14 protein-coding genes are annotated in these 21,177 nt (G+C 58.0%); 8 read left to right on the forward strand and 6 right to left on the reverse strand.

Annotated features, from left to right (window positions below):
• Positions 1–62: 62 nt before the first annotated feature.
• Genes AB5Y68_RS14710 through AB5Y68_RS14720 form a run of 3 tightly spaced genes read left to right on the forward strand, consistent with a single transcriptional unit; the run spans position 63 to position 6,048 of the window.
• Positions 63–2,009: an RNA-binding domain-containing protein gene (locus tag AB5Y68_RS14710; RefSeq protein WP_039040636.1), complete on the forward strand. Its 1,947-nt coding sequence runs from the start codon at positions 63–65 to the stop codon at positions 2,007–2,009.
• Positions 2,002–5,292, forward strand: coding sequence for a type I restriction endonuclease subunit R (locus AB5Y68_RS14715; RefSeq protein WP_039040635.1), 3,291 nt, complete (start codon positions 2,002–2,004; stop codon positions 5,290–5,292). Before AB5Y68_RS14710 ends, AB5Y68_RS14715 begins: the two co-directional genes overlap by 8 nt.
• Before the next feature lie 6 nt (positions 5,293–5,298).
• Positions 5,299–6,048, forward strand: coding sequence for a M48 family metallopeptidase (locus AB5Y68_RS14720; protein ID WP_234704035.1), 750 nt, complete (start codon positions 5,299–5,301; stop codon positions 6,046–6,048).
• A 561-nt stretch (positions 6,049–6,609) separates the two neighbouring features.
• On the opposite strand, the gene AB5Y68_RS14725 is transcribed toward AB5Y68_RS14720, so the two are convergent.
• Complete coding sequence (locus AB5Y68_RS14725; protein WP_039040633.1) at positions 6,610–7,233, reverse strand: recombinase family protein; 624 nt, start codon at positions 7,231–7,233, stop codon at positions 6,610–6,612.
• Between the two features lie 538 nt (positions 7,234–7,771).
• On the opposite strand from AB5Y68_RS14725, the gene AB5Y68_RS14730 reads away from it, so the two are divergent.
• The gene (locus tag AB5Y68_RS14730; RefSeq protein ID WP_017410478.1) at positions 7,772–8,026 is read left to right on the forward strand and encodes a helix-turn-helix domain-containing protein; all 255 of its coding nucleotides are present in this window, start codon (positions 7,772–7,774) and stop codon (positions 8,024–8,026) included.
• A complete protein-coding gene (locus AB5Y68_RS14735) occupies positions 8,026–9,345 on the forward strand; it encodes a type II toxin-antitoxin system HipA family toxin (protein ID WP_039040632.1) in 1,320 nt (439 codons plus the stop codon). The genes AB5Y68_RS14730 and AB5Y68_RS14735 overlap by 1 nt, the downstream gene beginning before the upstream one ends.
• A 420-nt stretch (positions 9,346–9,765) precedes the next feature.
• Here the strand turns inward: AB5Y68_RS14735 and fhuB are convergent, their stop codons facing one another.
• From fhuB to AB5Y68_RS14760, 5 genes are read right to left on the reverse strand one after another with little or no spacing between them, the layout of a single operon-like run.
• The gene (gene fhuB, locus AB5Y68_RS14740; RefSeq protein ID WP_039040631.1) at positions 9,766–11,748 is read right to left on the reverse strand and encodes a Fe(3+)-hydroxamate ABC transporter permease FhuB; all 1,983 of its coding nucleotides are present in this window, start codon (positions 11,746–11,748) and stop codon (positions 9,766–9,768) included.
• A complete protein-coding gene (locus AB5Y68_RS14745; RefSeq protein WP_039040690.1) occupies positions 11,745–12,638 on the reverse strand; it encodes an ABC transporter substrate-binding protein in 894 nt (297 codons plus the stop codon). Before AB5Y68_RS14745 ends, fhuB begins: the two co-directional genes overlap by 4 nt.
• Before the next feature lie 31 nt (positions 12,639–12,669).
• Complete coding sequence (locus tag AB5Y68_RS14750; protein WP_010672275.1) at positions 12,670–13,434, reverse strand: ATP-binding cassette domain-containing protein; 765 nt, start codon at positions 13,432–13,434, stop codon at positions 12,670–12,672.
• A 46-nt stretch (positions 13,435–13,480) separates the two neighbouring features.
• Complete coding sequence (locus tag AB5Y68_RS14755) at positions 13,481–15,127, reverse strand: multidrug ABC transporter permease/ATP-binding protein (protein ID WP_039040630.1); 1,647 nt, start codon at positions 15,125–15,127, stop codon at positions 13,481–13,483.
• A gap of 60 nt (positions 15,128–15,187) precedes the next feature.
• Complete coding sequence (locus AB5Y68_RS14760; protein WP_039040629.1) at positions 15,188–17,296, reverse strand: TonB-dependent siderophore receptor; 2,109 nt, start codon at positions 17,294–17,296, stop codon at positions 15,188–15,190.
• A 371-nt stretch (positions 17,297–17,667) separates the two neighbouring features.
• Between AB5Y68_RS14760 and mioC the strand changes: the two genes are divergently transcribed.
• The 3 genes from mioC (at position 17,668) to rsmG (ending at position 21,162) form a co-directional block, all read left to right on the forward strand.
• On the forward strand, positions 17,668–18,117 hold the full coding sequence (gene mioC / locus AB5Y68_RS14765) for an FMN-binding protein MioC (protein WP_039040628.1): 450 nt from the start codon (positions 17,668–17,670) through the stop codon (positions 18,115–18,117).
• A 508-nt stretch (positions 18,118–18,625) separates the two neighbouring features.
• Positions 18,626–20,515, forward strand: coding sequence for a tRNA uridine-5-carboxymethylaminomethyl(34) synthesis enzyme MnmG (mnmG, locus tag AB5Y68_RS14770; RefSeq protein WP_010672271.1), 1,890 nt, complete (start codon positions 18,626–18,628; stop codon positions 20,513–20,515).
• A 20-nt stretch (positions 20,516–20,535) separates the two neighbouring features.
• On the forward strand, positions 20,536–21,162 hold the full coding sequence (gene rsmG / locus AB5Y68_RS14775) for a 16S rRNA (guanine(527)-N(7))-methyltransferase RsmG (RefSeq protein WP_010672270.1): 627 nt from the start codon (positions 20,536–20,538) through the stop codon (positions 21,160–21,162).
• The last annotated feature ends 15 nt before the right edge of the window (positions 21,163–21,177 follow it).

Raw genomic sequence — 21,177 nt, forward strand, 5'->3', positions numbered from 1 at the left:
GAGATGGCAAGACCCCGAACAGACGCCATCGGTAGCACACAGTTGAAGGAGCGTTCAAAGGCATGATCGAATTTACCCCGGAGCAGTTGCTGGCTCAGTTGCGCGAGCTGGATGAGTGTCCCCGTATCGAGGCCAAGCGAGGCAGCGACATCGGTTCATCCGTCATGCAGTCGATCTGTGCCTTTGCCAATGAGCCTAGCCTTGGTGGTGGCTATCTGCTGCTCGGGGTTAACGAGCCAGATGAAACACACGACACCTTTTCGGTATGCGGTGTCAGCCACAGTGACCAGCTCCTCAACACGCTGCAGACCAACTGCCGTGATCAGTTTGAACAGCCGATCCCGGTACAGGCGCAAGCCCATCAGCTGGAGGGCAAACGTGTGCTAGTCGTCTTTGTCCCCGAACTGGAGCCGGCAGCCAAGCCTTGCACCTTTAAGGGGAAGTTCGACAGCAAGAACAAGCGCAAGAGCGGCGTCTGGCGACGGGGATTGAACGGTGATTACGAATGCTCCCAGCTGGAGCTGGAGCCCTTGCTGCTCGCCAAAAATGGCCTAGGGTTCGAGCAGGTTCTGCTGCCTGACGCCCACTGGGATGATCTCGATCCCCACGCCATCGAGCTCTATCGCACGCTGCGCAGCAAGGTTCGCCCTCATGCTGAAGAGTTGCAGGCCAGTGACAGTGAGATGCTCCAATCCCTCAATCTGGTGAAAAAGCGCCTGGGTGAATGGGTACCCAATATCGCCGGCTTGTTGCTCCTTGGCAAACCGCTGGCGCTGCGAAGACTGTTACCCGCCATGCGCGTGGACTACGTGCGCGTCGCCGGCACTCAGTGGGTGGAAGACCCTCAACAGCGCTTCGACACTACGCTGGATCTGCGTGAACCCCTGCTGACGCTGATCCCCAAACTGGAGGCCACCATACTGGATGACTTGCCAAAGCATTTTCGTCTGGAAGAGGGCAAAACCCAGCGAGACGACCAGCCCTTGCTGCCACAGAAGGTGATTCGCGAAGCGGTGGTCAACGCCGTCATGCACCGTGATTATCAGGTTAATCAGCCCATCATAGTGGTGCGCTTTAGCAACCGCCTCGAGATACGCAACGCCGGCTACTCTCTTAAGCCGGAGGCGATGCTGGGGGAGATGGGCTCTATCCTGCGCAATCCGGTGCTGGCTTCTGTGCTCTACGACGTCAGCTTTGCCGAGACCAAAGGCTCCGGCATCCGCACCATGCGACGTCTGCTGGACCAGGTGGGTCTGACCGCGCCTGTTTTCATGAGTCAGGTCATCCAGAACCAGTTTCTGGCAACCTATCTATTGCATCAACTGATGGGCGAAGAGCAGTTGGCCTGGCTCAAACAGTTCGCTCATTTCACCTTGAACAACGATGAGGCGAAAGCACTGATCCTGGCCAAAGAGACGGGAGCGGTGGATAACGCAGGCCTTCGCGCCATTACCGGCCTTGATACGCTCGCCGCCAGCCAGATACTGGGAAGATTGCATCATCAGTACCAGTTGTTGGTCAAAGGGGGGGCAGGCTCCTCCACTTACTACGAGCTGTCAGCGCCTCACGAACTCCCGCTGTTTGCTGCTGCCAATGATGAGGGCCCCCGCTCAAATGCGGGTGACCATGTGGCAAATACGGGTGACCTCGACGCAAATACGGGTGACCTCGCGGCAAATAGAGGTGACCTCGGCTCAAATGCGGGTGACCTCCCGTCAGATCTGCTCGCTCGTATAGACCAACTCACCCCCAAAGCACGCAGAAATAACCTGTGGCCAGTGATTCTGTGGCTCTGTGCCATGCGTCCTTACAAGACTGAGCAACTGGCCAAAACGCTGAACCGGCGGGAAAACGCACTAAAAGCGTCCCATTTGAACATTATGCGGGAACAAGAGGGCTTGATTGGCTATGCCTACCCAGAAGTGCCCAATCATCCGGAACAGGCTTACCAAACCACAGAGAAAGGACGCCAATGGCTCGCTGCACGAGGAATTGAACTCAATGACTGATCATCACCACGCACCCAAGTTTCAAGAAGAGTTCAGCGCCAAGATCCCAGCCCTGACCCTGCTGACCAAGCTGGGCTGGACTTTTCTGTCCCCCAAGCAGGCGCTGGCAGCCCGTAACAATAAATATGACCAGGTCGTTCTGAGCCAGATTTTGCGCGAGGAGCTGAGCAAGCGCGCCTTTGTATATGCTGGCAAGAGGTATCCGCTGTCCGCCAAGTCAGTCGACAATCTGGTAAGTGAGCTGTGTACTCCAGCGCTTAACGAAGGGCTGATGACCGCCAATGAACGGATCTATAACCATTTGCTCTATGGCATGTCGGTCACCGAATTCATTGACGGCAAGAAGGTGAGCCCGACCATTGCCTTGATCGACTGGCATAACCCGCACAATAACCGCTTCACCTTTACCGAAGAGTTTCATGTCACCCGAGCCAGTGGCATAGAGTCTCGTCGCCCCGATATCGTCTGCTTCGTCAATGGCCTGCCATTGGCGGTGATCGAGGCGAAACGCCCGGATAGCAACGCCAAAAAGGGGCCAACCGTCAAAGAAGGGATCTCCCAGACTATTCGCAACCAGCTACACGGTGAGATCCCGCTGTTGTTCGCCTATAGCCAGTTGCTGCTCTCCATCAGCGGAATCGAAGGACGCTATGGCACCTGCGGTACACCGGAAAAATTCTGGGCAGCCTGGCGTGAAGAGGACATAAGCGACGCGCAGATGGCCGAGATCAAGAATCGGCCGATTCCCCAAGATACCCTCTCGACACTGTTTTATCATCGCCCACCGGCCACACAGGATTGGTACCAGACTCTATTAGCCGCGGGCGAGTTGGCGGTGACAGACCAGGATCGGCTGCTTATCAGCCTGCTGTCACCTGATCGGCTGCTGGAGATGACCCGTCTGTTTACCCTATTTGACAAGAAAGCCGGCAAGATAGTGGCCCGCTATCAGCAGGTATTTGGCATCAAGCGACTGATCGAGCGGATCAGCCAAAAGCGCCCTGATGGCGGCCGCCAAGGCGGGGTGATCTGGCACACAACAGGATCAGGCAAGTCGTTCACCATGGTCTTCCTGAGCAAGGCGATGATCTTGCATGATGCGCTGAAAGCCTGCCGCATCATTGTCGTTACCGACCGGGTGGATCTGGAAAGCCAGCTCAGCAAGACCTTCTCATCCAGTGGTGAACTGGCTGGCAAGAAGGACAAGGACGCGGCGATGGCCACCTCCGGCCCGCGACTGGCCGAGCAAATTGGCAAGGGTACCGAGCGCATCATTTTCTCGCTGATCCAGAAGTTCAACACTGCTACCAAATTGCCTGAGTGCGTCAACAAGAGCCCGGACCTCATCGTGCTGATTGATGAGGGGCACCGTAGCCAAGGGGGCGAAAACAACATTCGCATGCAACTGGCCCTGCCCAATGCCGCCTTTGTGGCCTTTACCGGCACCCCTCTACTGAAAAACGACAAGACGACCAACAAGTTTGGCCCCATCCTGCACGCTTACACCATGCAGCGAGCCGTTGAGGACAAGGCGGTCACCCCCCTGCTCTATGAAGAACGCATCCCGGATCTCGATGTGAACGACAGGGCGATTGATGCCGGTTTTAACCGCATCGCCACCAACCTGACCGAGGAGCAAAAGGCTGACCTGAAGCGCAAATACACGCGCAAAGGTGAACTCTACAAAGCCGATGACCGGCTCCAGCTAATCGCTCGCGACATAGCCGAGCACTTCGACAAAAACATTCCGGAAGGGCTGAAAGGTCAGCTCGCCTGCGACAGCAAGTCTTCCGCCATCAAGTACAAGCAATATCTCGATGAGGTTGGATTGTTCGAATCTGCCATTGTTATCAGCTCCCCCGATAGCCGGGAGGGCAATACCGATGTTGATGAATCAACCCTCCCTCTGGTCGTGCAGTGGTGGAAAGATAACGTGGGTAGCCAGGATGAGCAGCTCTACACCAAGCAGATTATCGAACGCTTCGCCGACAAGGATGATCCGCTCAAGCTCTTGATCGTGGTAGACAAGTTACTGACCGGTTTCGATGAGCCCAAGAATACGGTGCTTTACATCGACAAACCCTTGAAGGAACACAACCTGATCCAGGCCATCGCCCGAGTTAACCGGTTGCACCCGGACAAAGAGTTTGGCTTGCTCATCGACTACCGCGGCATTCTCTCGGAGCTAGATACCACTATCGCCAAGTATCAGGATCTCGCCTCACGCACTCAGGGCGGCTACGACCTTGACGACATCGCCGGCCTCTACAACCAGATGAGCTCTGAATACAAGCGCCTGCCACAGCTCTACAAGGACCTGTGGAACATCTTTGCCGGGGTAAAGAACAAGCAGGACATAGAGCAACTGCGCCAGGTGCTGGTACCCCGAATGGAAGAGGTAGAGGGAGAGCTGGTAGATGTGCATCTCAAGGTGCGTGAAGACTTCTATGAGGCACTCTCCCGCTTTGCCAGTTGCCTGAAAGTAGCTCTACAGTCGGCCTCGTTCTTCGAGGACACCGCCTTTACCGAAGCGGATCGCCGCCATTACAAAGAGACGCTGCAACAGTTCTCCAGCCTGCGGCAAACAGTGCAACAGGATGCAGGTGAACGAGTCGACTACGACGAGTATGCCCAGCAGGTGAAAAAGCTGCTCGACAAGCATGTGGTTGGTGTCGAGGTCAAAGAGCCCGGTGGTGTGTATGAAGTTGGCAAGATGGGACTGCAAAAACCGCCGGAAGAGTGGAGCAAAGAGAAGACCCGCAACGAGACTGACATCATCAAGACTCGCGTCACACGCATGATTGAGCAGGATCTCATGGATGACCCTTATGCTCAGGAGTCTTTCTCAACCTTGTTGCGCCTCGCCATTGAAGAGGCGGAAAAACTGTTTGATCACCCTCTCAAGCAGTACATGCTGTTCCGCGAGTTTGAAGAGCAGGTACAGGAACGCCGCCTGAACGATATGCCTGATGCTTTTGGCACTAACCGCCATGCTCAGGCCTACTTCGGTGTCTTTAAAAAGAACCTTCCACAACTGTTTGACAACCAGGATGCTCAGGTTGAAGAAAAGTGGGTCAAACTCGCTTTCGAGATCGACCGGTTGGTTGATGCCTCGGTCGCCGAACACTCTATCAACCCGCAAAATATTGAAGCCGATATTCGCAAGAAGCTGCTGCCATTGCTGTTCACCGAGTGCAAGTCCATCGGCTGTGGCATGGATCAAGCCAAGCGCATGGTGGAAATGGTCGTGCAGATTACCCGAGTTGGTCACAGTGGGATGTAACTGCAGATGAGCACCTCCGGCAACATGGCCAATAGGCTCCAGCACTTTTCCTATGGTGGCGAGCTTATCAGGTTCGAACGGCTCACCAGACCCAAGGCAGGCAAACTGCTGATCAAGGTGCATCCTGACTGCCGGGTTGAGGTGATGGCTCCGCCGCAAACGCCAGATGAAGAGGTGCTTGCGGCGGTAAAAAAGCGTGCCCGCTGGATCTACGAGCAGTTGCGTGACTTTCGTCAGCAGTTGGAACATGTCACGCCACGCCGTTATGTCAGTGGCGAGAGTCACCTTTACCTCGGCAAGCAATACCTGCTCAAGGTCATCGTTGCACCAAGCAGTGTGCAAGGGGTCAAACTGCTGCGAGGCAAGCTGGAAGTATCAGTCAGGAAGCCAGGACCCGAGACAGTGAAGGCTCAACTGACCCAGTGGTATAGAACCCGCGCCAGAGAGCTTTTCGCCAAACGTCTCGATGCCATGCTGGAACAAGCCTTGTGGGTTGTGGATCGCCCTCCGTTACGCCTGCTGAATATGCAAACCCAATGGGGAAGCTGTTCGCCCAATGGCCGGATCACACTCAATCCTCATTTGGTAAAAGCCCCTAGAGAGTGCATTGATTACGTCATCCTCCACGAGCTTTGCCACCTAGCCGAGCACAACCACAGCGAGCGATTCTGGCGGTTGCTCAGCCAGGTGATGCCGACTTGGGAGAAGACTAAGCTGCTACTCGACGGGATGGCCCACCGACTGCTGACATCCTGAAATATGAGGGGCAAAATTCCAGATAGATAGGAATCCGCTCCCCATATTTCAGCACACCAGAGTCCATCATCCCTTCAAACAAGATGACCAATATTCCAAAGAGAAAAACGGCACGAAATTTCCAGATAGATAGGAAGTCTTCGATCAGGATTCCACATAACTCGTTCTGAACAGGCATTCCACTATGTGGAAAATTCACACCACTTTTCCAGATAGATAGTTATGTGGAAAGAAACTGGACAGGAATTGGTTGGGAATGACAGTGTTCATTCCATGGCTCCACATCCTGCGTGATTCCACGCAATCATGTTTGTTACGAGCGAACAAACTTCAATACTTTCAGTGCTTTGTTGATTTTTTCCTGAGCGAAGTCCATGGTGATATGGAGTTTGGTCACACGATCACCTGATTGCATCCTTTATCCGCTACACCTGAGGCCCATCACCATGAACAGCATCGTCATCCTGATCCTCCTGTTTTCATTCCTGATAGGGTTTGGCGCCTTTGCTGCGTGGCTGTATATCGAGAAGCGTCGCATGGGTGCCTCGGATAAATGACTCGCTATTTTGCTGAACGGACCTCTTTTGCCACGCACGAAATCAGATGGCGGGAGCAGCCCAACATTTCCTGGATCACCGAGTAGCTGTGTCCGGTGCTCAACAACTGTGCGATGTGCTGACGCTTCTTTTCATCTTTCTGGCGACCGCGATATTTCCCCTCATCCCTGGCCTTGGCAATACCCTGCTGCTGCCTGCGTCTGCGATCTTCATAATCTTTGCGAGCAACTGCTGCGAGCATATCCAACAGCATGCCATTTACAGCCTGCAAAATGGCGCTGGTGAACTCGGAGCGGCAGTCCCCCTGTAACGCCACCCAGGAAGTCGGAAGCTCCGGAGAAACGATTGAGAGCTGTTTCTGAGCCAGCAACTGCTTCAATGTTTGCCAATCCGTCTGATTGAGACGGGCCAGACGATCAATCTGCTCTACCAGCACAATGTCACGATCTGCAGCGTCGCGGATCAGCCGCATAAGCTCAGGCCTGTCCAACGTTGCACCAGACTCATTCTCCACATAGAAACTGGCTATCTGATGGCCATGCTCTGCAGCAAAACCAATCAGCAGCTCTCGTGCCCGCTCAGCATCCTGTTCCACAGTCGATGCACGTAAATACGCCCGTATGAACATTGAGCCCCCATCAGTCTGTTTAAAGTGGTTCCTAATTATTGGTTCAATATAAGTGGTTTCAATATGATTTTCGAGAGGGCATTAAGTGGTTTTTATGGGGTATACCTTTTTTGAAACCACCGCATGACGATCAAAACACGACCTTTCGATAGCCTTTTGATCTGACAGCACAAAATTTAAGTATGATCCGTCACCACAAAGTCGCTTTTGAGTTGTATTTGAGTATTTAAGCGACGTTGCCCACGATTCCTGATCTGCTGAATGGGATGCCAAAGGAGGAAATCTACAGAAGCTGGGCTTTGAGGTGAGTCATCTTTTCGACTCGCCGAACAAGCCAGCAGCCAAGCGTAGCGCGGCAGTTCTTTACCCCATGGTTTGGTAATTTCCCCGTCTGCTGTTCTCTTACCCGCTATAGGGAATAAATGTTAAATACCGCCTATGGCGTGTAAATGATACTTACCCTCTATAACAGGTAAACATTGATATACCTGCCATAGCGTGTAAATTGGAAGAAGGCACGCTACCAGGTTGTCGAATCATGAAAGTAACCAGCGCCAAGCAGCTGAGCGCCTGTATCAAGGATGCCAGGCTTTCTCAAAAGCTCTCTCAAGGCAAAGTGGCCGAGAAAGTGGGGATTAGGCAAGACACAGTCTCCAGCTTCGAGCTCAATCCTGAATCCACCAAGCTGGAGACCCTGTTCAAGATCCTCGCGGCACTCGAATTGTCAGTGGATATCAAACCCCGCAATGAGTCATCCGAGAGTCCGGCATCGGGCTGGAAGGAGGAGTGGTAATGGCCAATCTGGCTGTCTACATGAACGGCTATCGGGTAGGCACATTCACCAAAACTACCAGCGGTGCCCATCAGTTTCAGTACCATGAGTCATGGCTAGCACAACCGGGCAGCCGTCCGATCTCACTCTCCATGCCATTGCGCCATCAGGCCTACCGGGGCAATGAAGCCTATAACTTCTTCGACAACCTGCTGCCAGATAATACGGAGGTGAGAAACAGGGTTGTAGCACGCTATCAAGCGGCATCAACCCAGCCCTTCGATCTGCTCAGTTGCATTGGCCAGGATAGCGTAGGGGCATTACAGCTGGTTACCGAAGGGCACGATGTTCCAGATGTCAGGCGAATCGACTACAAGGCACTTTCCGATGACGAGCTCGAGCAGATCCTGACCAGCTACAAATCAGGAATCCCTTTGGGGATGGTCAGGGAGCAAGAGGAGTTCCGGATCTCTATCGCCGGGGCGCAAGAAAAGACTGCGCTGCTCTATATCGATGGCCGTTGGTACTTGCCACTCAACGCAACGCCGACAACCCACATTATCAAACTCCCTATTGGCAAGATTGAAAGCCACTCCTACTCGATAGACCTCTCCCAGAGCGTAGAAAACGAATATCTCTGCACTCTGAGTGCCAAGGAGTTTGGTCTACCCGTACCTCACTGCTTCATGATGCAGGTTGGCCAGGTCAAAGCACTGGCTGTGGAACGCTTCGACAGACGTTACGCTGCCGATCGCAGTTGGATCATGCGCCTTCCCCAAGAAGATTTCTGTCAGGTATTGAATGTTCCGTCAGCACGGAAATACGAGAGTCATGGAGGACCAGGGATCACTGACATCATGAAAACCTTGCTGGGCTCTGCGACACCAGAACAGGATCGCTACCTGTTCATGAAATCTCAGGTCCTGTTCTGGCTGCTGGCAGCCACCGATGGCCATGCAAAGAACTTCTCGGTCTTTATTGAACCGGAAGGGCGTTTTCGCCTGACCCCTTTTTACGACATCCTATCTGTCTATCCAGTGTTTGGCGGCCGAGGCCTCAACCGAAGGGACGCCAAGCTCGCTATGGGCCTAGCAAGCAGCAAGGGAAAGAAATACGCCATTGAGCAGATATTCCCGCGTCATTTCTTCCAAACGGCAAAAGCTGTGGGATTTGAGCGTTCTGCTATGGAAGAGATCCTGACAGAACTGGCCAACTCCGTTGATGATGTTATTGAGCGTGTTACCCAGCAATTGCCAGCAGGCTTCCCCGATGCCATCAGCAGCACCATTCTAGAGGGCCTAAAAGCCCGCTCAGCCAGGCTGATAAAGGGCTGGGATTAAATTGACGGTATGTGGGATGATTGCACGGTTAGCCAAACCACCTATGGGAAGTTTGCACGGTTCGAAGAGTAAAAGCGGCTTTCCAGGCACCGGACGGTGCTATGGGCGGTTCAAAATATGTTCAAAACTCACCTAAAAAGCGGTTTTGAATGCGTGTAGTAGCATCGCGTTGATTCATATGGGAAGGCTGCACGATCGAGAATGGACTATGTGGGAACGCTGCACGATAGCAGAAACCCGTGAGCGGCCTCTCAATATGCTGTTTTAGTTACTTTTACCCCAAGCGGCCCCCGAAAAGCCACTAACATATTGAAGATAATAGATTATTTACATTCTGCATCGGCAAGTAAGTCCGCAGAGCAGGCAATGAAAAGCCCGGGTTCATCCCGGGCTTTTTTTGTGCGCTTTTCATCCACCAACCTAGAGGCGGCGCAGGCACCACATGAAGTAAGCACCCCCTAACAGGGTGGAGACCAGACCGACGGGCACCTCCTGGGGAAAGAGGAGCTGCTGGCCGATCCAGTCCGCCGACACCATCAGCAAAGCACCACAGCCTGCGGCGCCGAGCAGGTGCCAGCGCGCCCTCACCAGCCCCATCAATCTGGCCAGGTGCGGCGCCAGCAGACCGGCAAAGGAGAGCGGGCCTATCACCATGGTGGCACTGGCGGTGAGCACGGCCACCAGCAGCAGGATGGTGAGCTGGGCGCGGCTCAGGCGAATGCCGAGCGCCGTCGCTACCGCCGGCCCCATGGGCATGAGATCGAGCCAGCGGCTCACCAGCAGGCAGGCTGCCAGCATCAGCAGCGCCAGCACCACCAGGGCAAGGGCCACCGGCTGGGTGACGTAATAGGTGGAGCCGGACATCCAGGAGAGCAGTTGCTGCACCCGCAGGTCGCCATTGGCCAGGGCGATGGCCTGCAACGGCTCGAACAGCGCCGTGATGGCGATGCCAGACAGCAGTATCCGCTCCGGCTGGAAGCCGTTGCGCCGGTTGATAAGCACCAGCAGCAACAGGCAGGCGAAGGCGCCCACCAGCCCCCCCAGCAGCATCATGGGCAGCGGCAAGGCGGGCAGCAACAGGGCCGCCGCAATCACCCCCATGAAGGTGCCACCGCTTACCCCCAGCAGTTCGGGGCTCGCCATGGGGTTGTTGCTGACTCGCTGCAACAGGGTGCCTGCCAGCGCCAGCAACACGCCTGCGGCACCCGCTGCCAGCGTGCGCGGCAAGCGCCACTCCAGCTGGGCCTGCCACCGCAGCCAGCTCGGCCAGCCCCAGCCGCCCATCCCCTGCCCAAACAACAGGGAGGCGATCACCGCCGCAGCCAGCCCCAACACCATCAGGCCGACAAGGCGAGTCGGCGCCGGATGGCGGGCCAACTGCAGGGAGGAGTTTGCCTTAGGCGCACTCTGCTTGATACCAAGACGCGGGATAAGCCAGAGCAGCAGCGGCGCCCCCAACAGGGCCGTCATGGCGCCGGTCGGGATCAGCACAGGCCAGAACCGGCTCAGGGTCTGCAGCAGCAGATCGGTGGCCGCCAGCAACAGGGCGCCGAGGATGGGTGCCCACAGCAGCCGCTGGGCCAGTTTTCTGACCCCCAGCAGCCGCACCATGGCGGGCGCCGCCAGCCCGATAAAACCGATCAGCCCCACCACACTCACCACGCAGGCGGTGACGAACACGGCGAGACCCAGACCAGCCAGGCGCAGATGCTTGAGGGAGACCCCCAGGCTGCGTGCGCTGGCATCGTCCAGCTCCAGCACTGCCAGCGGGCGCACCAGCACCACCGCCAGCATCGCGGCCAGCAGCAACCGTGGCAGCAGATAGCCGACGCCGCTCCAGCTGTTCTGGGCCAGAGATCCGCTCCCCCACACCAGCAACCCTTTGAGCTCCTCCTGGAAGAACAGCAGCAATCCCATGCTGATGGCGGCCAGATAGAGGTTGATCACCAGCCCAGCAAAGACGATGACCACGGGATTGAGCTGGCGGCGCCAGGCCAGGGCGAAGACCAGCCCCATGGCCAGGCTTCCCCCGGCCATGGCGATCCACTCCCGCCCGATCAGCAGCCAGGAGGGGGCGAGCAGGGTCACCATCATCAGCGCCAGCTGGGCGCCGGAAGCCACCCCCAGGGTGGTGGGCGAGGCCAGGGGATTGCGCAGCACCTGCTGCATCAGGGTACCGGCGAGCCCGAGGGCGGCACCGGCCAGCAGGCAGATGGCTAGGCGCGGCAGCCAGCTGAAATGAACCACCGCCTGGCGGGCATCGTCCAGCTCGGGGGAGAACAGGGCCTGCCACCAGAGCGCCCCCGGCAGTTGACGCGCCAGCTCGGCGCAAGCCAGCCCCAGTGTCAGCACCAACAGGCAGAGACCCGGGCGCAGCAGGGGCGAAGAAAGAGAAGAGCTCATTGATTTGATCCCCCGGTTGCACTGTGGACAGCCTGCTCCCGCAGGGCACCGTCCAGCAGGGTGGCGAAGCGGCGGGCCGCCAATATGCCACCAAAACTCCATGTCGCAGGCAGATGGATCACCGGATTGTTCTGTACCAGCGGGAGATGCTGCCACAATCCAGGCTCCTGAAGTTTTTCACCAACTCCTACGGGCACGGGGTCCACCACCACCAGCCTGGCCTCCGGCATCCCGAGAAACTGCTCCAGGCTCGCGACCGAGAATCCCCAGGCATTGGTCTCTCCCTGCCAGGCGTTGCGAAGGCCGAGGCGCTGCATCACTGCCTCGAACAGGCTGCCACGGCCAAACACCCGCACATGGCGCTCATCGATGAATTGCACCACCAGCAAGGGGGGCAGATCGGCGGGCTGCGCCGCCTGCATCTGTGCCAGATCCAGCTCCAGCGCGGCGAGCTGGCGTTCGGCCTCGGTCTCTTTGTTGACCAGGGCGGCTATGGTCAGGGTCGCTTCCCGCAGTCGCTGCCACAGATCGGTGCCCGGTTCATACAGGGCGATGGAGTGCACCGGCGCGATGCGGGAGAGGGTCGGCGCCAGGGGGGCCGCCAGCGGCGAGATGAGAATAAGATCCGGTTTGAGCTCCGCCAGCAGTTCCCGGTTGGGTTGGGCACGCAGCCCGATATCGATCACCCCGGCAGGAAGCTGGGGTTCACCGACCCAGGCGCGATAGGGGGCCACATCCCCCACCGCCATCGGTGTCACTCCGAGCGCCAGCAGGGTTTCGGCTATGGTCCAGTCCACGGTGGCGATGCGGGGCGTGGCGCTGGTGGCGGTGACAAGCTGCCCGGCCTCCCCTGCCAGGGGCAGCAGCAGACTGAGCAGACAGGGCGCCATCTTCAATAAACGGTTCAAGAGCGGCCCCCGGTCAGACGATGGCGATGGCGTGGTCATGGGCCGGATGGCGAATGACCTCCATGGGGATGCCATAGATGGCGTTCAGGGTCTCCCCTGTCATGATCTGTTCGGGCTCGCCGTGGGTCAGCAGACGGCCGGAGTGCAGCGCCACCAGCCGATCGCAGAAACGGGAGGCCATGTTGATGTCGTGAATGACGATGATGACCCCGAGGTTGAGCTGGCGGCTGAGCTGCTTGACGAGCGTGAGCACCTCCACCTGATGGGCCACGTCCAGGGCGGCCAGCGGCTCGTCCAGCAGGATGAAACGGCTCTCCTGAGCCAGCAGCATGGCGAGCCAGACTCGCCCCCGCTCACCGCCGGAGAGGGTATCCACCAGCCGATCGGCAAAGCGTTCGGTGTGGGTCAGGGCGATGGCACGCTCCACCTGACGGTGATCTTCCGCTCCCATCCGGCCCAGCAGTCCGCGCCAGGGGTAGCGCCCCATCTCCACCAGTTCGCGGCCGAGCAGGTTTTCGGCACTCGGCAGGTGCTGGGGCAGATAGGCCACCTGACGGGCAAACTCCCGGTTGCCCCAGGCAGACAACGGCTGGTCATCGAACAGGATCTCCCCGCCGCTGTGGGGTTGCTGGCGCGCCAGCAGCTTGATCAGGGTCGATTTGCCCGACCCGTTGTGGCCGATGAGGCCATAGACCCGACCTTGCTCGAAGCGAAGGCTGGTGGGGTGCAGCAGCGTGCGGTCATTGACCGCGAAGCTGGCGGATTTCATCTCGAACATAAGCAATTCCTGTGCTGGCTTGCTGCCAGTCTCATCGGTGCCAGCATCAGGCCGGCACCTTGCCATCCAGATGGGCGACCGCATCCCGGCTCACCTGCTCGCGCTGCTCGCCGGTAAGTTCGGTGAGGCGGCCCTGGCGCATCTCCAGCAGGCGATCGGCCAGAGAGAAGTAGTGATCGTCGTGGCTGATGGCGATCACCGTCTTGCCCATCTCCTTGAGACGCGGCAACAGCACCTGATAGAAGATGCGGCGGAACTGGGGATCCTGATCCGCAGCCCACTCGTCGAACAGCATCACCTCCCGCTGCTCTGCCAGGGCCAGCAGCAGGGCGACCCGCTTGCGCTGGCCCTGGGAGAGGTCGATATCGGCGATGAAGCCATCCTCGATGGCAAGCTTGCTGCCCATCTGCAACCGCTCAAGCCACTCGGCGACCAACGCCTCTTTCGGCTCGGGCCCCAGCAAATGCTGGAACAGGTGGTAGTCGGTGAAGATGGCGGAGAAGAGCCCCAGATAGCCGTTGCGATCGGTGATCGGCTCCCCATCCAGCAGGATCCGGCCAGAGACCGGTTGATAGAGCCCGGTCAGCAGCATGGCCAGGGTCGACTTGCCGGAGCCATTGCCACCGATGAGGAATATCTGTTCCCCCCGCTCGATCACCAAATTGATGGGGCCCACGGAGAAACCGCCCTCCCCCTGGTAGTGAAAGCTCACCTGCTCCAGCTCGATGCGCTGCCAGGGGCGAGGCGCAGGCGGCAACGGGAATGCCTCGTCCGGCTCCGCCAGATTGAGGGCAGCTATCTTGTCGAACGCCACCTGGGCGGCGATCAGGGTCGGCAAGGCTCCGATCCCTTGTAGCAAGGGAGTGCGCAGGAACAGCAGGGTCAGGGCGAAGGTGGCGGCCACATTGGTGTTGGCCCAGCCCAGCCCGTTGGCCAGAAAGAAGACCAGGCCGATGGCACCCAGCATCATGATGTTCGACCAGTTCACCGCGCTCAGGTGGTAGGTATCGGCGCGGATGATCTGCTCCCGGTAGTCCCGGGCATTCTGCTCATAGAGCTGGTGGTAGACGAAGTGGGCACGCTCGCGGTTGAGCGCCAGCTCCTTGCTCCCGGCGATGATGGACTGGTAGTTCTGGTAGAGCCTGTCTTCGGCCTGGCGCATGTGCGCCAGGTGGCGATAGACCCGGTTCACCAGCAGCCAGCCCACCACCATGGTCACGGTGACCCAGAGGGCGGTAACACCGAGCAAGGCGGGAGAGAGCAGGCCAAGGTAGATGATGGAGCCCAGGGTGAGCACCAGGCCCTGTACCAGCTCCGGCAGGCGCACGAAGGCGATGGTGATCTGACCGATGTCGCTGGAAAGGGAGGCCAGGAGCGGCCCCTGCCCTATTTGACGCAGACGGGCGACGTCGGTATCCAGCAGTTGCTTGAGCAGGCGGCCACGCAACCGGTAGACGAAATGGTGACCCAGGGTGGTCAGGGCCAGTTGGGATCCGAGCGTGATCACCAGCAGCAGCAAGACAAGGCCGACAAGCTGACCCAGGATCGGCAGCGGATCCCCGACTGATTCGATAAGTGATTGATTGATGAAGGCAATGACGCCTATCCCACTGACAGCACTCAGCAGGCTGAGCAGGGTAATGGCGATGAAGGGCCAACGGTATTGGCGATAAACCAGTGACAAGAGTTCCATGACAGGCCTGTAGATGAATGGAAGGAGGGCGGGAGCCTTCGCCCCCGCCCGGCCTGTCGCTTACCAGCGGTAGTTGACGGTGCCGACTATGCTGCGCGGCTCGCCGTAGTAGCAGTAGTAGTCGCAGCTCGCCACATAGGTGTCGTTCAGCAGGTTGTTGACGTTGATCTGGGCACGCCAGTTCTTGGCAAAGTCATACCCGATCATCGCATCCCATACGGTGTGTGCCGGTACCTGGGCGGAACCATAGATGGGGGAGTAGTCCGCATTCACCGCGCCGATGCCGACGCTGGAACCCACATAGCGCACGCCGGAACCCAGCTCAAGACCGGATACCGGGCCCTGCTGCACCTTGTAGTTGCCCCAGAAGGAGGCCTGGTGGCGCGGGATCAGGCTCGCACGACGATCGCCGTTGCCGGTGTCGTTGGTCTTGGCATCGGTATAGGTATAGGCAGCGGTCAGGCGCAAGGCCTCGGTGGCCTGCACGCTCCCCTCCAGCTCGACCCCCTGGGAGGTCACTTCACCGGCCTGGGTCTGCTGGCCGGAGCCGGTAGAGACCAGGGAGTTGGTCTGCTCCAGATCGAACAGCGCCAGGTTGATGTAGCCATCGAGGAAGCTGGGTGCGTACTTGACGCCGGTCTCGTAGAGCTTGCCTTCCAGCGGCTTGTAGGAGTTGCCGGTGTTGGGGTCTATCCCCGGCAGCACTTCGAAGGATTCCGCATAGGCGAAGTAAGGGGAGAGACCGTTGTCGGCCAGGTACATCAGGCTGCCGGAGAGAGAGAGGTTGTCGTCGTACTGTTTCTCGTTCTTGCTCTTGGCTTCGCTGATGTTGTGGGTTTCCACGTAATCGAAACGACCGCCCGCGGTCAGCAGCCAGCGATCATCCCAGCGGATCTGGTGCTGGGCATAGAGGCCGCTCTGACCCTTGGTGCTCCTCTGATGGGTCGCGGTGGATTCATCAAAACCGGGGAAACCGCTGTAATCCGGGTTCATGGTGTTGATGGCGCCCATGCCATAGTTGTCGGCTTCCTGGCCTTCATTCACATGGCGCTGCAGATCCACCCCCAGCAGCAGGGTCTGCTCCGTGCTGTCGGTGTTCCAGTAGCCCACCATCTGGTTGTCCATGGTGGCGCTCTTGGTATCCCCATCCCGGTAGACCAGGCCGCGGTAGGCGGTGGTGCCTTCATAGGTCGGGAAGATGTAGGTCTGGCGCAGCAGCAGATCGTTGTAGTTGAAGCGAACGTTCTGCTTGAACTCCCAGGTCTGGTTGAGCTGGTGGGCCAGCTCGTACCCGGCGGAGATCTGGGTATTGCGATTGCGGTCGTAATCCGGCTGGCTCAGGTTGGTGGAGGGATCGATCTGGCCGCCGGAGGTATTCAGGGTGCCGTAAACCGGGAAGAAGCCGTTGGTCGGCACCCCTTCATCGTGCTTGAAGCTGGAAAGCAGCGTCAGCGTGGTGCGATCCGAAATATCCAGAGTTACGCTCGGCGCCAGATAGGCGCGCTCGTTGTAGGTGCCATCCAGCACGCCGTCCCGCTCGTTGTAGAGGGCCACCAGACGATAACGGCTGTTGTCGGTAAGAGAGTCAGAGACATCCACCCCGACCTGGCGCAGATCCCGGTTGCCCAGTTGCAGGTTCACCAGACCCTGCGGGGTCGCTGTCGGACGCTTGCTGATGGCGTTGATGACGCCTCCGGGAGGGGCTTCGCCATACAGAATGGAGGCCGGGCCTTTGAGCACTTCCACGCTCTCAAGGCCGAAGGGTTCCGGGGTCCAGACATAGTAACCGGTGCTGAACAGGCGGTTGCCATCCAGGTAAGAAGCCGCATCGAAGCCGCGCACCTTGAACCAGTCAGCATCCGTGTCCGAACCATAGGACTGGGACAGGACGCCGGAGCGATAGCGCAGGGACTCGTCGAGCTTGAGTACGGCGTGCTGGTCCAGCTCTTCGCGATTGACCACGGAGACGGCACGGGGGGTCTCTGCCATGGGGACCTCGACCTTCATGGCGGTCCCGGTCACGACCATGGTTTCACCCGCCTTGGGCAACTCTTTATCCGTCTGTTCCGCCGCCAACACGGGCAGGGACGCCAGCAGACAGGAGAGCGGCAGCAGCTGTGCGCCTCTCTTTCGCATCACGGCATTCGGGGTATTTTTTTGCGCAATCATATAAGTGTCTCAAATATCAATAAGTTATGTTTGATTTCTTATTATGGGTGCCCAATTGGACCGGTCAGCCCGGCGCCTCAGGCGAATAAAGCAGCGCCATGCTACTACAGGTGCCGTGATCGAATCGATTCAATAATTGCTAATCATTTGCATCTGCATTGTTAATTGATGTTTTGAAGTGTCGTTTGACAACGAAAGGTGCGATGAGGTCACAACAGGTGGAAAGAAGGCAGCATGGCGGCCACGAGACCGGTTTTGGCAACAAAAAAGTGGACAGGATCCTTATCCCCAAGCTTTATCCATATTTATCCACATGCTTTGGCGGTAAGATCCCCGCTCTTCACTTTTTCGATGACATCAGGATCCATTCCATGGCCAAACTCAACCTCGTCGTCGGCTCCATGCTGGGGGCCTCCGAATATGTCGCAGATCATGTGGTCGGCCTGCTTGAACAGGCGGGCCACCAGGCGGAGATCCACAACCCCGCCAGCCTGGCCAGGATCCTGACCGAGCCAGAAGCCATCGTGTTGGTGGTCACTTCCACCCATGGTGCGGGGGATGTACCCGACAATCTGCAGCCCTTTGCCCGGGATCTTGCCGAGCAGCAGCCGGATCTCGCCGCCTTCAAGTACGGAGTGATCGCCCTGGGGGATCGCAGTTATGACACCTTCTGCCAGGGCGGCAAGACGCTGGATCGGCTGCTGGCCGGGTGCGGTGCCAGCCGACTGGGGGATCTCCTGGAAATAGACGTGACCCAGCACGAGATCCCCGAAGATGCCGCAGAAACCTGGATCCACGACTGGATGACCTTGATCGGCTGATCAGGGCCAGGGAGATCCGGTCACGACCCCCGATCTCCCTGGTTATCCCCAGCTCCCTATCCACCAGGTTATTAACAGGGGGATCCGGATAAGTTTTTCCCGAGAGCTCCCCACATGAGCTCGGATAATTGTGCATAACTTAGGTGCTAAGCTCTGCAAAACCTATAGTTATTCATGTATTAGATCTTGACGACCATGCTTCTGTGTATAAAAACCCATGTTATCCCTCCGTTTGCCCCCTCTGGATCCAAGCTTTTCCACAAGCAGCGATCGACCTTAACCGAATGATCTTTATGATCAAAAATGCCTTATCAACAGAAGTCGCGGATCCTAATAAAAGATCCAATAAAAGATCGATCTAAAGATCCTTAAGATCTATTTAACTGATCCCTGATCCATACTGATCCTGAAGTAGACGTTCCCCTCCGGATGCTAAACAGATAGAATGATCCGCCCTTCAGACCAGGCAAACAAAGATCTTCAGGCGTGCAGATCAAGGTGATCCCCAATGCAATACCATGAACAATTTGATGTGATCGTCGTCGGTGGCGGTCATGCAGGAACCGAAGCAGCAACAGCGGCAGCCCGCATGGGTCTCAATACCCTGTTGCTCACCCACAACATAGATACGCTGGGGCATATGTCCTGCAATCCGGCGATCGGCGGGATCGGCAAGGGACACCTGGTCAAGGAAGTCGACGCCCTTGGCGGGATCATGGCGCAGGCCATCGATCTCGGCGGGATCCAGTTCCGCACGCTCAACTCTTCCAAGGGCCCTGCGGTGCGGGCTACTCGTGCCCAGGCGGATCGCCTGCTGTACAAGGCTGTGGTGCGTCAGACCCTGGAGAACTACCCGAACCTGAAGATCTTCCAGCAGGCCTGCGACGATCTGGTCATGGACGGGGATCGCGTCGCCGGGGTCGTTACCCAGAGCGGGATCCGCATCAGCGGCAAGACGGTCGTACTGACCGTTGGCACCTTCCTCAATGGTCTGATCCACATCGGCATGGAGAACTACAAAGGGGGCCGCGCCGGGGATCCTCCCTCAATTGCCCTCGCCCAGCGCCTGCGTGAAATGCCGCTGCGCATCGATCGCCTCAAAACGGGCACGCCACCACGCATCGATGCACGCACCGTCGATTTTTCCGTGATGCAGCAGCAACATGGTGACGATCCTCGCCCGGTCTTCTCCTTCATTGGCAACGCCAGCCAACATCCGCGCCAGATGCCTTGCTACGTGACCCATACCAATGAGCAGACCCACGAGGTGATCCGCAACAACCTGGATCGCAGCCCCATGTACGCCGGGGTGATCGAGGGGATAGGCCCGCGCTACTGCCCGTCGATCGAAGACAAGATCACCCGCTTTGCCGACAAGACGGCGCACCAGATCTTTGTGGAACCGGAAGGCCTGACCACCCACGAGCTCTACCCGAACGGGATCTCCACCAGCCTGCCGTTCGACGTGCAGGTGCAGATCGTCCGCTCGATCCGTGGCTTCGAGAATGCCCATATCACTCGCCCTGGCTACGCCATCGAGTACGATTTCTTCGATCCGCGGGATCTCAAGGCCAACATGGAGAGCAAGTGCATCGAGAACCTCTTCTTCGCCGGCCAGATCAACGGCACCACCGGCTATGAAGAGGCCGCTGCCCAGGGCTTGATGGCCGGTCTGAACGCGGGCTTGCGCGCCCAGGGCAAGGAAGCCTGGCACCCACGCCGGGATCAGGCCTACATGGGCGTGATGATGGACGATCTCTCCACACTGGGGACCCGCGAACCCTATCGCATGTTCACCAGCCGTGCCGAATATCGCCTGCTGCTGCGGGAAGACAACGCGGATCTGCGCCTGACCGCCATCGGCCGCGAGCTGGGTCTGGTGGATGATCATCGCTGGAGCCTGTTCAATGCCAAGGTGGAACAGGTGGAGCAGGAACGTCAGCGCATGCGCTCGACCTGGATCCACCCGCAGCATCCGTCTCTGGAGGCCGTCAACGCCCTGGTCAACACTCCCCTGACCCGGGAGCAGAGCCTGGAAGAGCTGCTGCGTCGCCCCGAGGTGACCTACGATGCCCTGATGGCCATCGAGGGTGTGGGGCCTGCATTGACCGATGCGGCTGCCGCGGATCAGGTGGAGATCCAGATCAAGTACGCCGGTTATATCGAGCGTCAGCACGACGAGGTGGAGAAACAGCTGCGCAACGAAAACACCCTGCTGCCGCTGGATATGAACTACCGCGACGTGAACGGTCTCTCCAACGAGGTGATCGCCAAGCTCAACGATGCCAAGCCAGAGACCATTGGTCAGGCGTCCCGCATCTCCGGCATCACCCCTGCGGCCATCTCCATTCTGCTGGTGCACCTGAAGAAACACGGCCTGCTGCGTAAAACCGCCTGAGGAATTCCCCGTTGGACAACATGCTGCAAAGATTGAACGGCCTGCTCATGCAGGCCGGAATTGTTATCACCGAAACCCAGAAGACCCAGTTGGTGCAGTTGGTCGAGTTGCTGCACAAGTGGAACAAGGCTTACAATCTCACCTCGGTGCGAGATCCGGACGCCATGCTGGTCAAGCATATCCTCGACAGTCTGGTGGTGAGTCCTCACCTGCACGGTGAACGCTTCATCGATGTGGGAACGGGTCCGGGTCTGCCCGGACTGCCGCTGGCCATCATCAATCCGGACAAACAGTTCGTGCTGCTCGACAGCCTGGGCAAGCGGATCAACTTCATCCGCCAGGTGATCCTGGAACTGGGGTTGACCAATGTGACCCCCGTCAAATCCCGGGTGGAGGAGTATCAACCCGAGACCGGATTTGATGGTGTACTGAGCCGGGCTTTCGCCTCCCTGGAGGACATGCTGAGCTGGTGTCATCATCTGCCGTCACCCGAGGGCAGCTTCCTGGCGCTCAAGGGACAATACCCCGAGCAGGAGCTGGCACAGTTGCCTGACAGCATTCGTCTGGTTGCCACCCACAAGCTGGTGGTGCCGGAACTGGAAGGCGAACGCCATCTGCTGGAGTTTAAAGCCATCCAGCCCGAATAGGGCCGCCGCATTCAT

Source organism: Aeromonas sp. R6-1 (assembly GCF_040908165.1).
Classification (GTDB): Bacteria; Pseudomonadota; Gammaproteobacteria; order Enterobacterales; family Aeromonadaceae; genus Aeromonas; species Aeromonas caviae.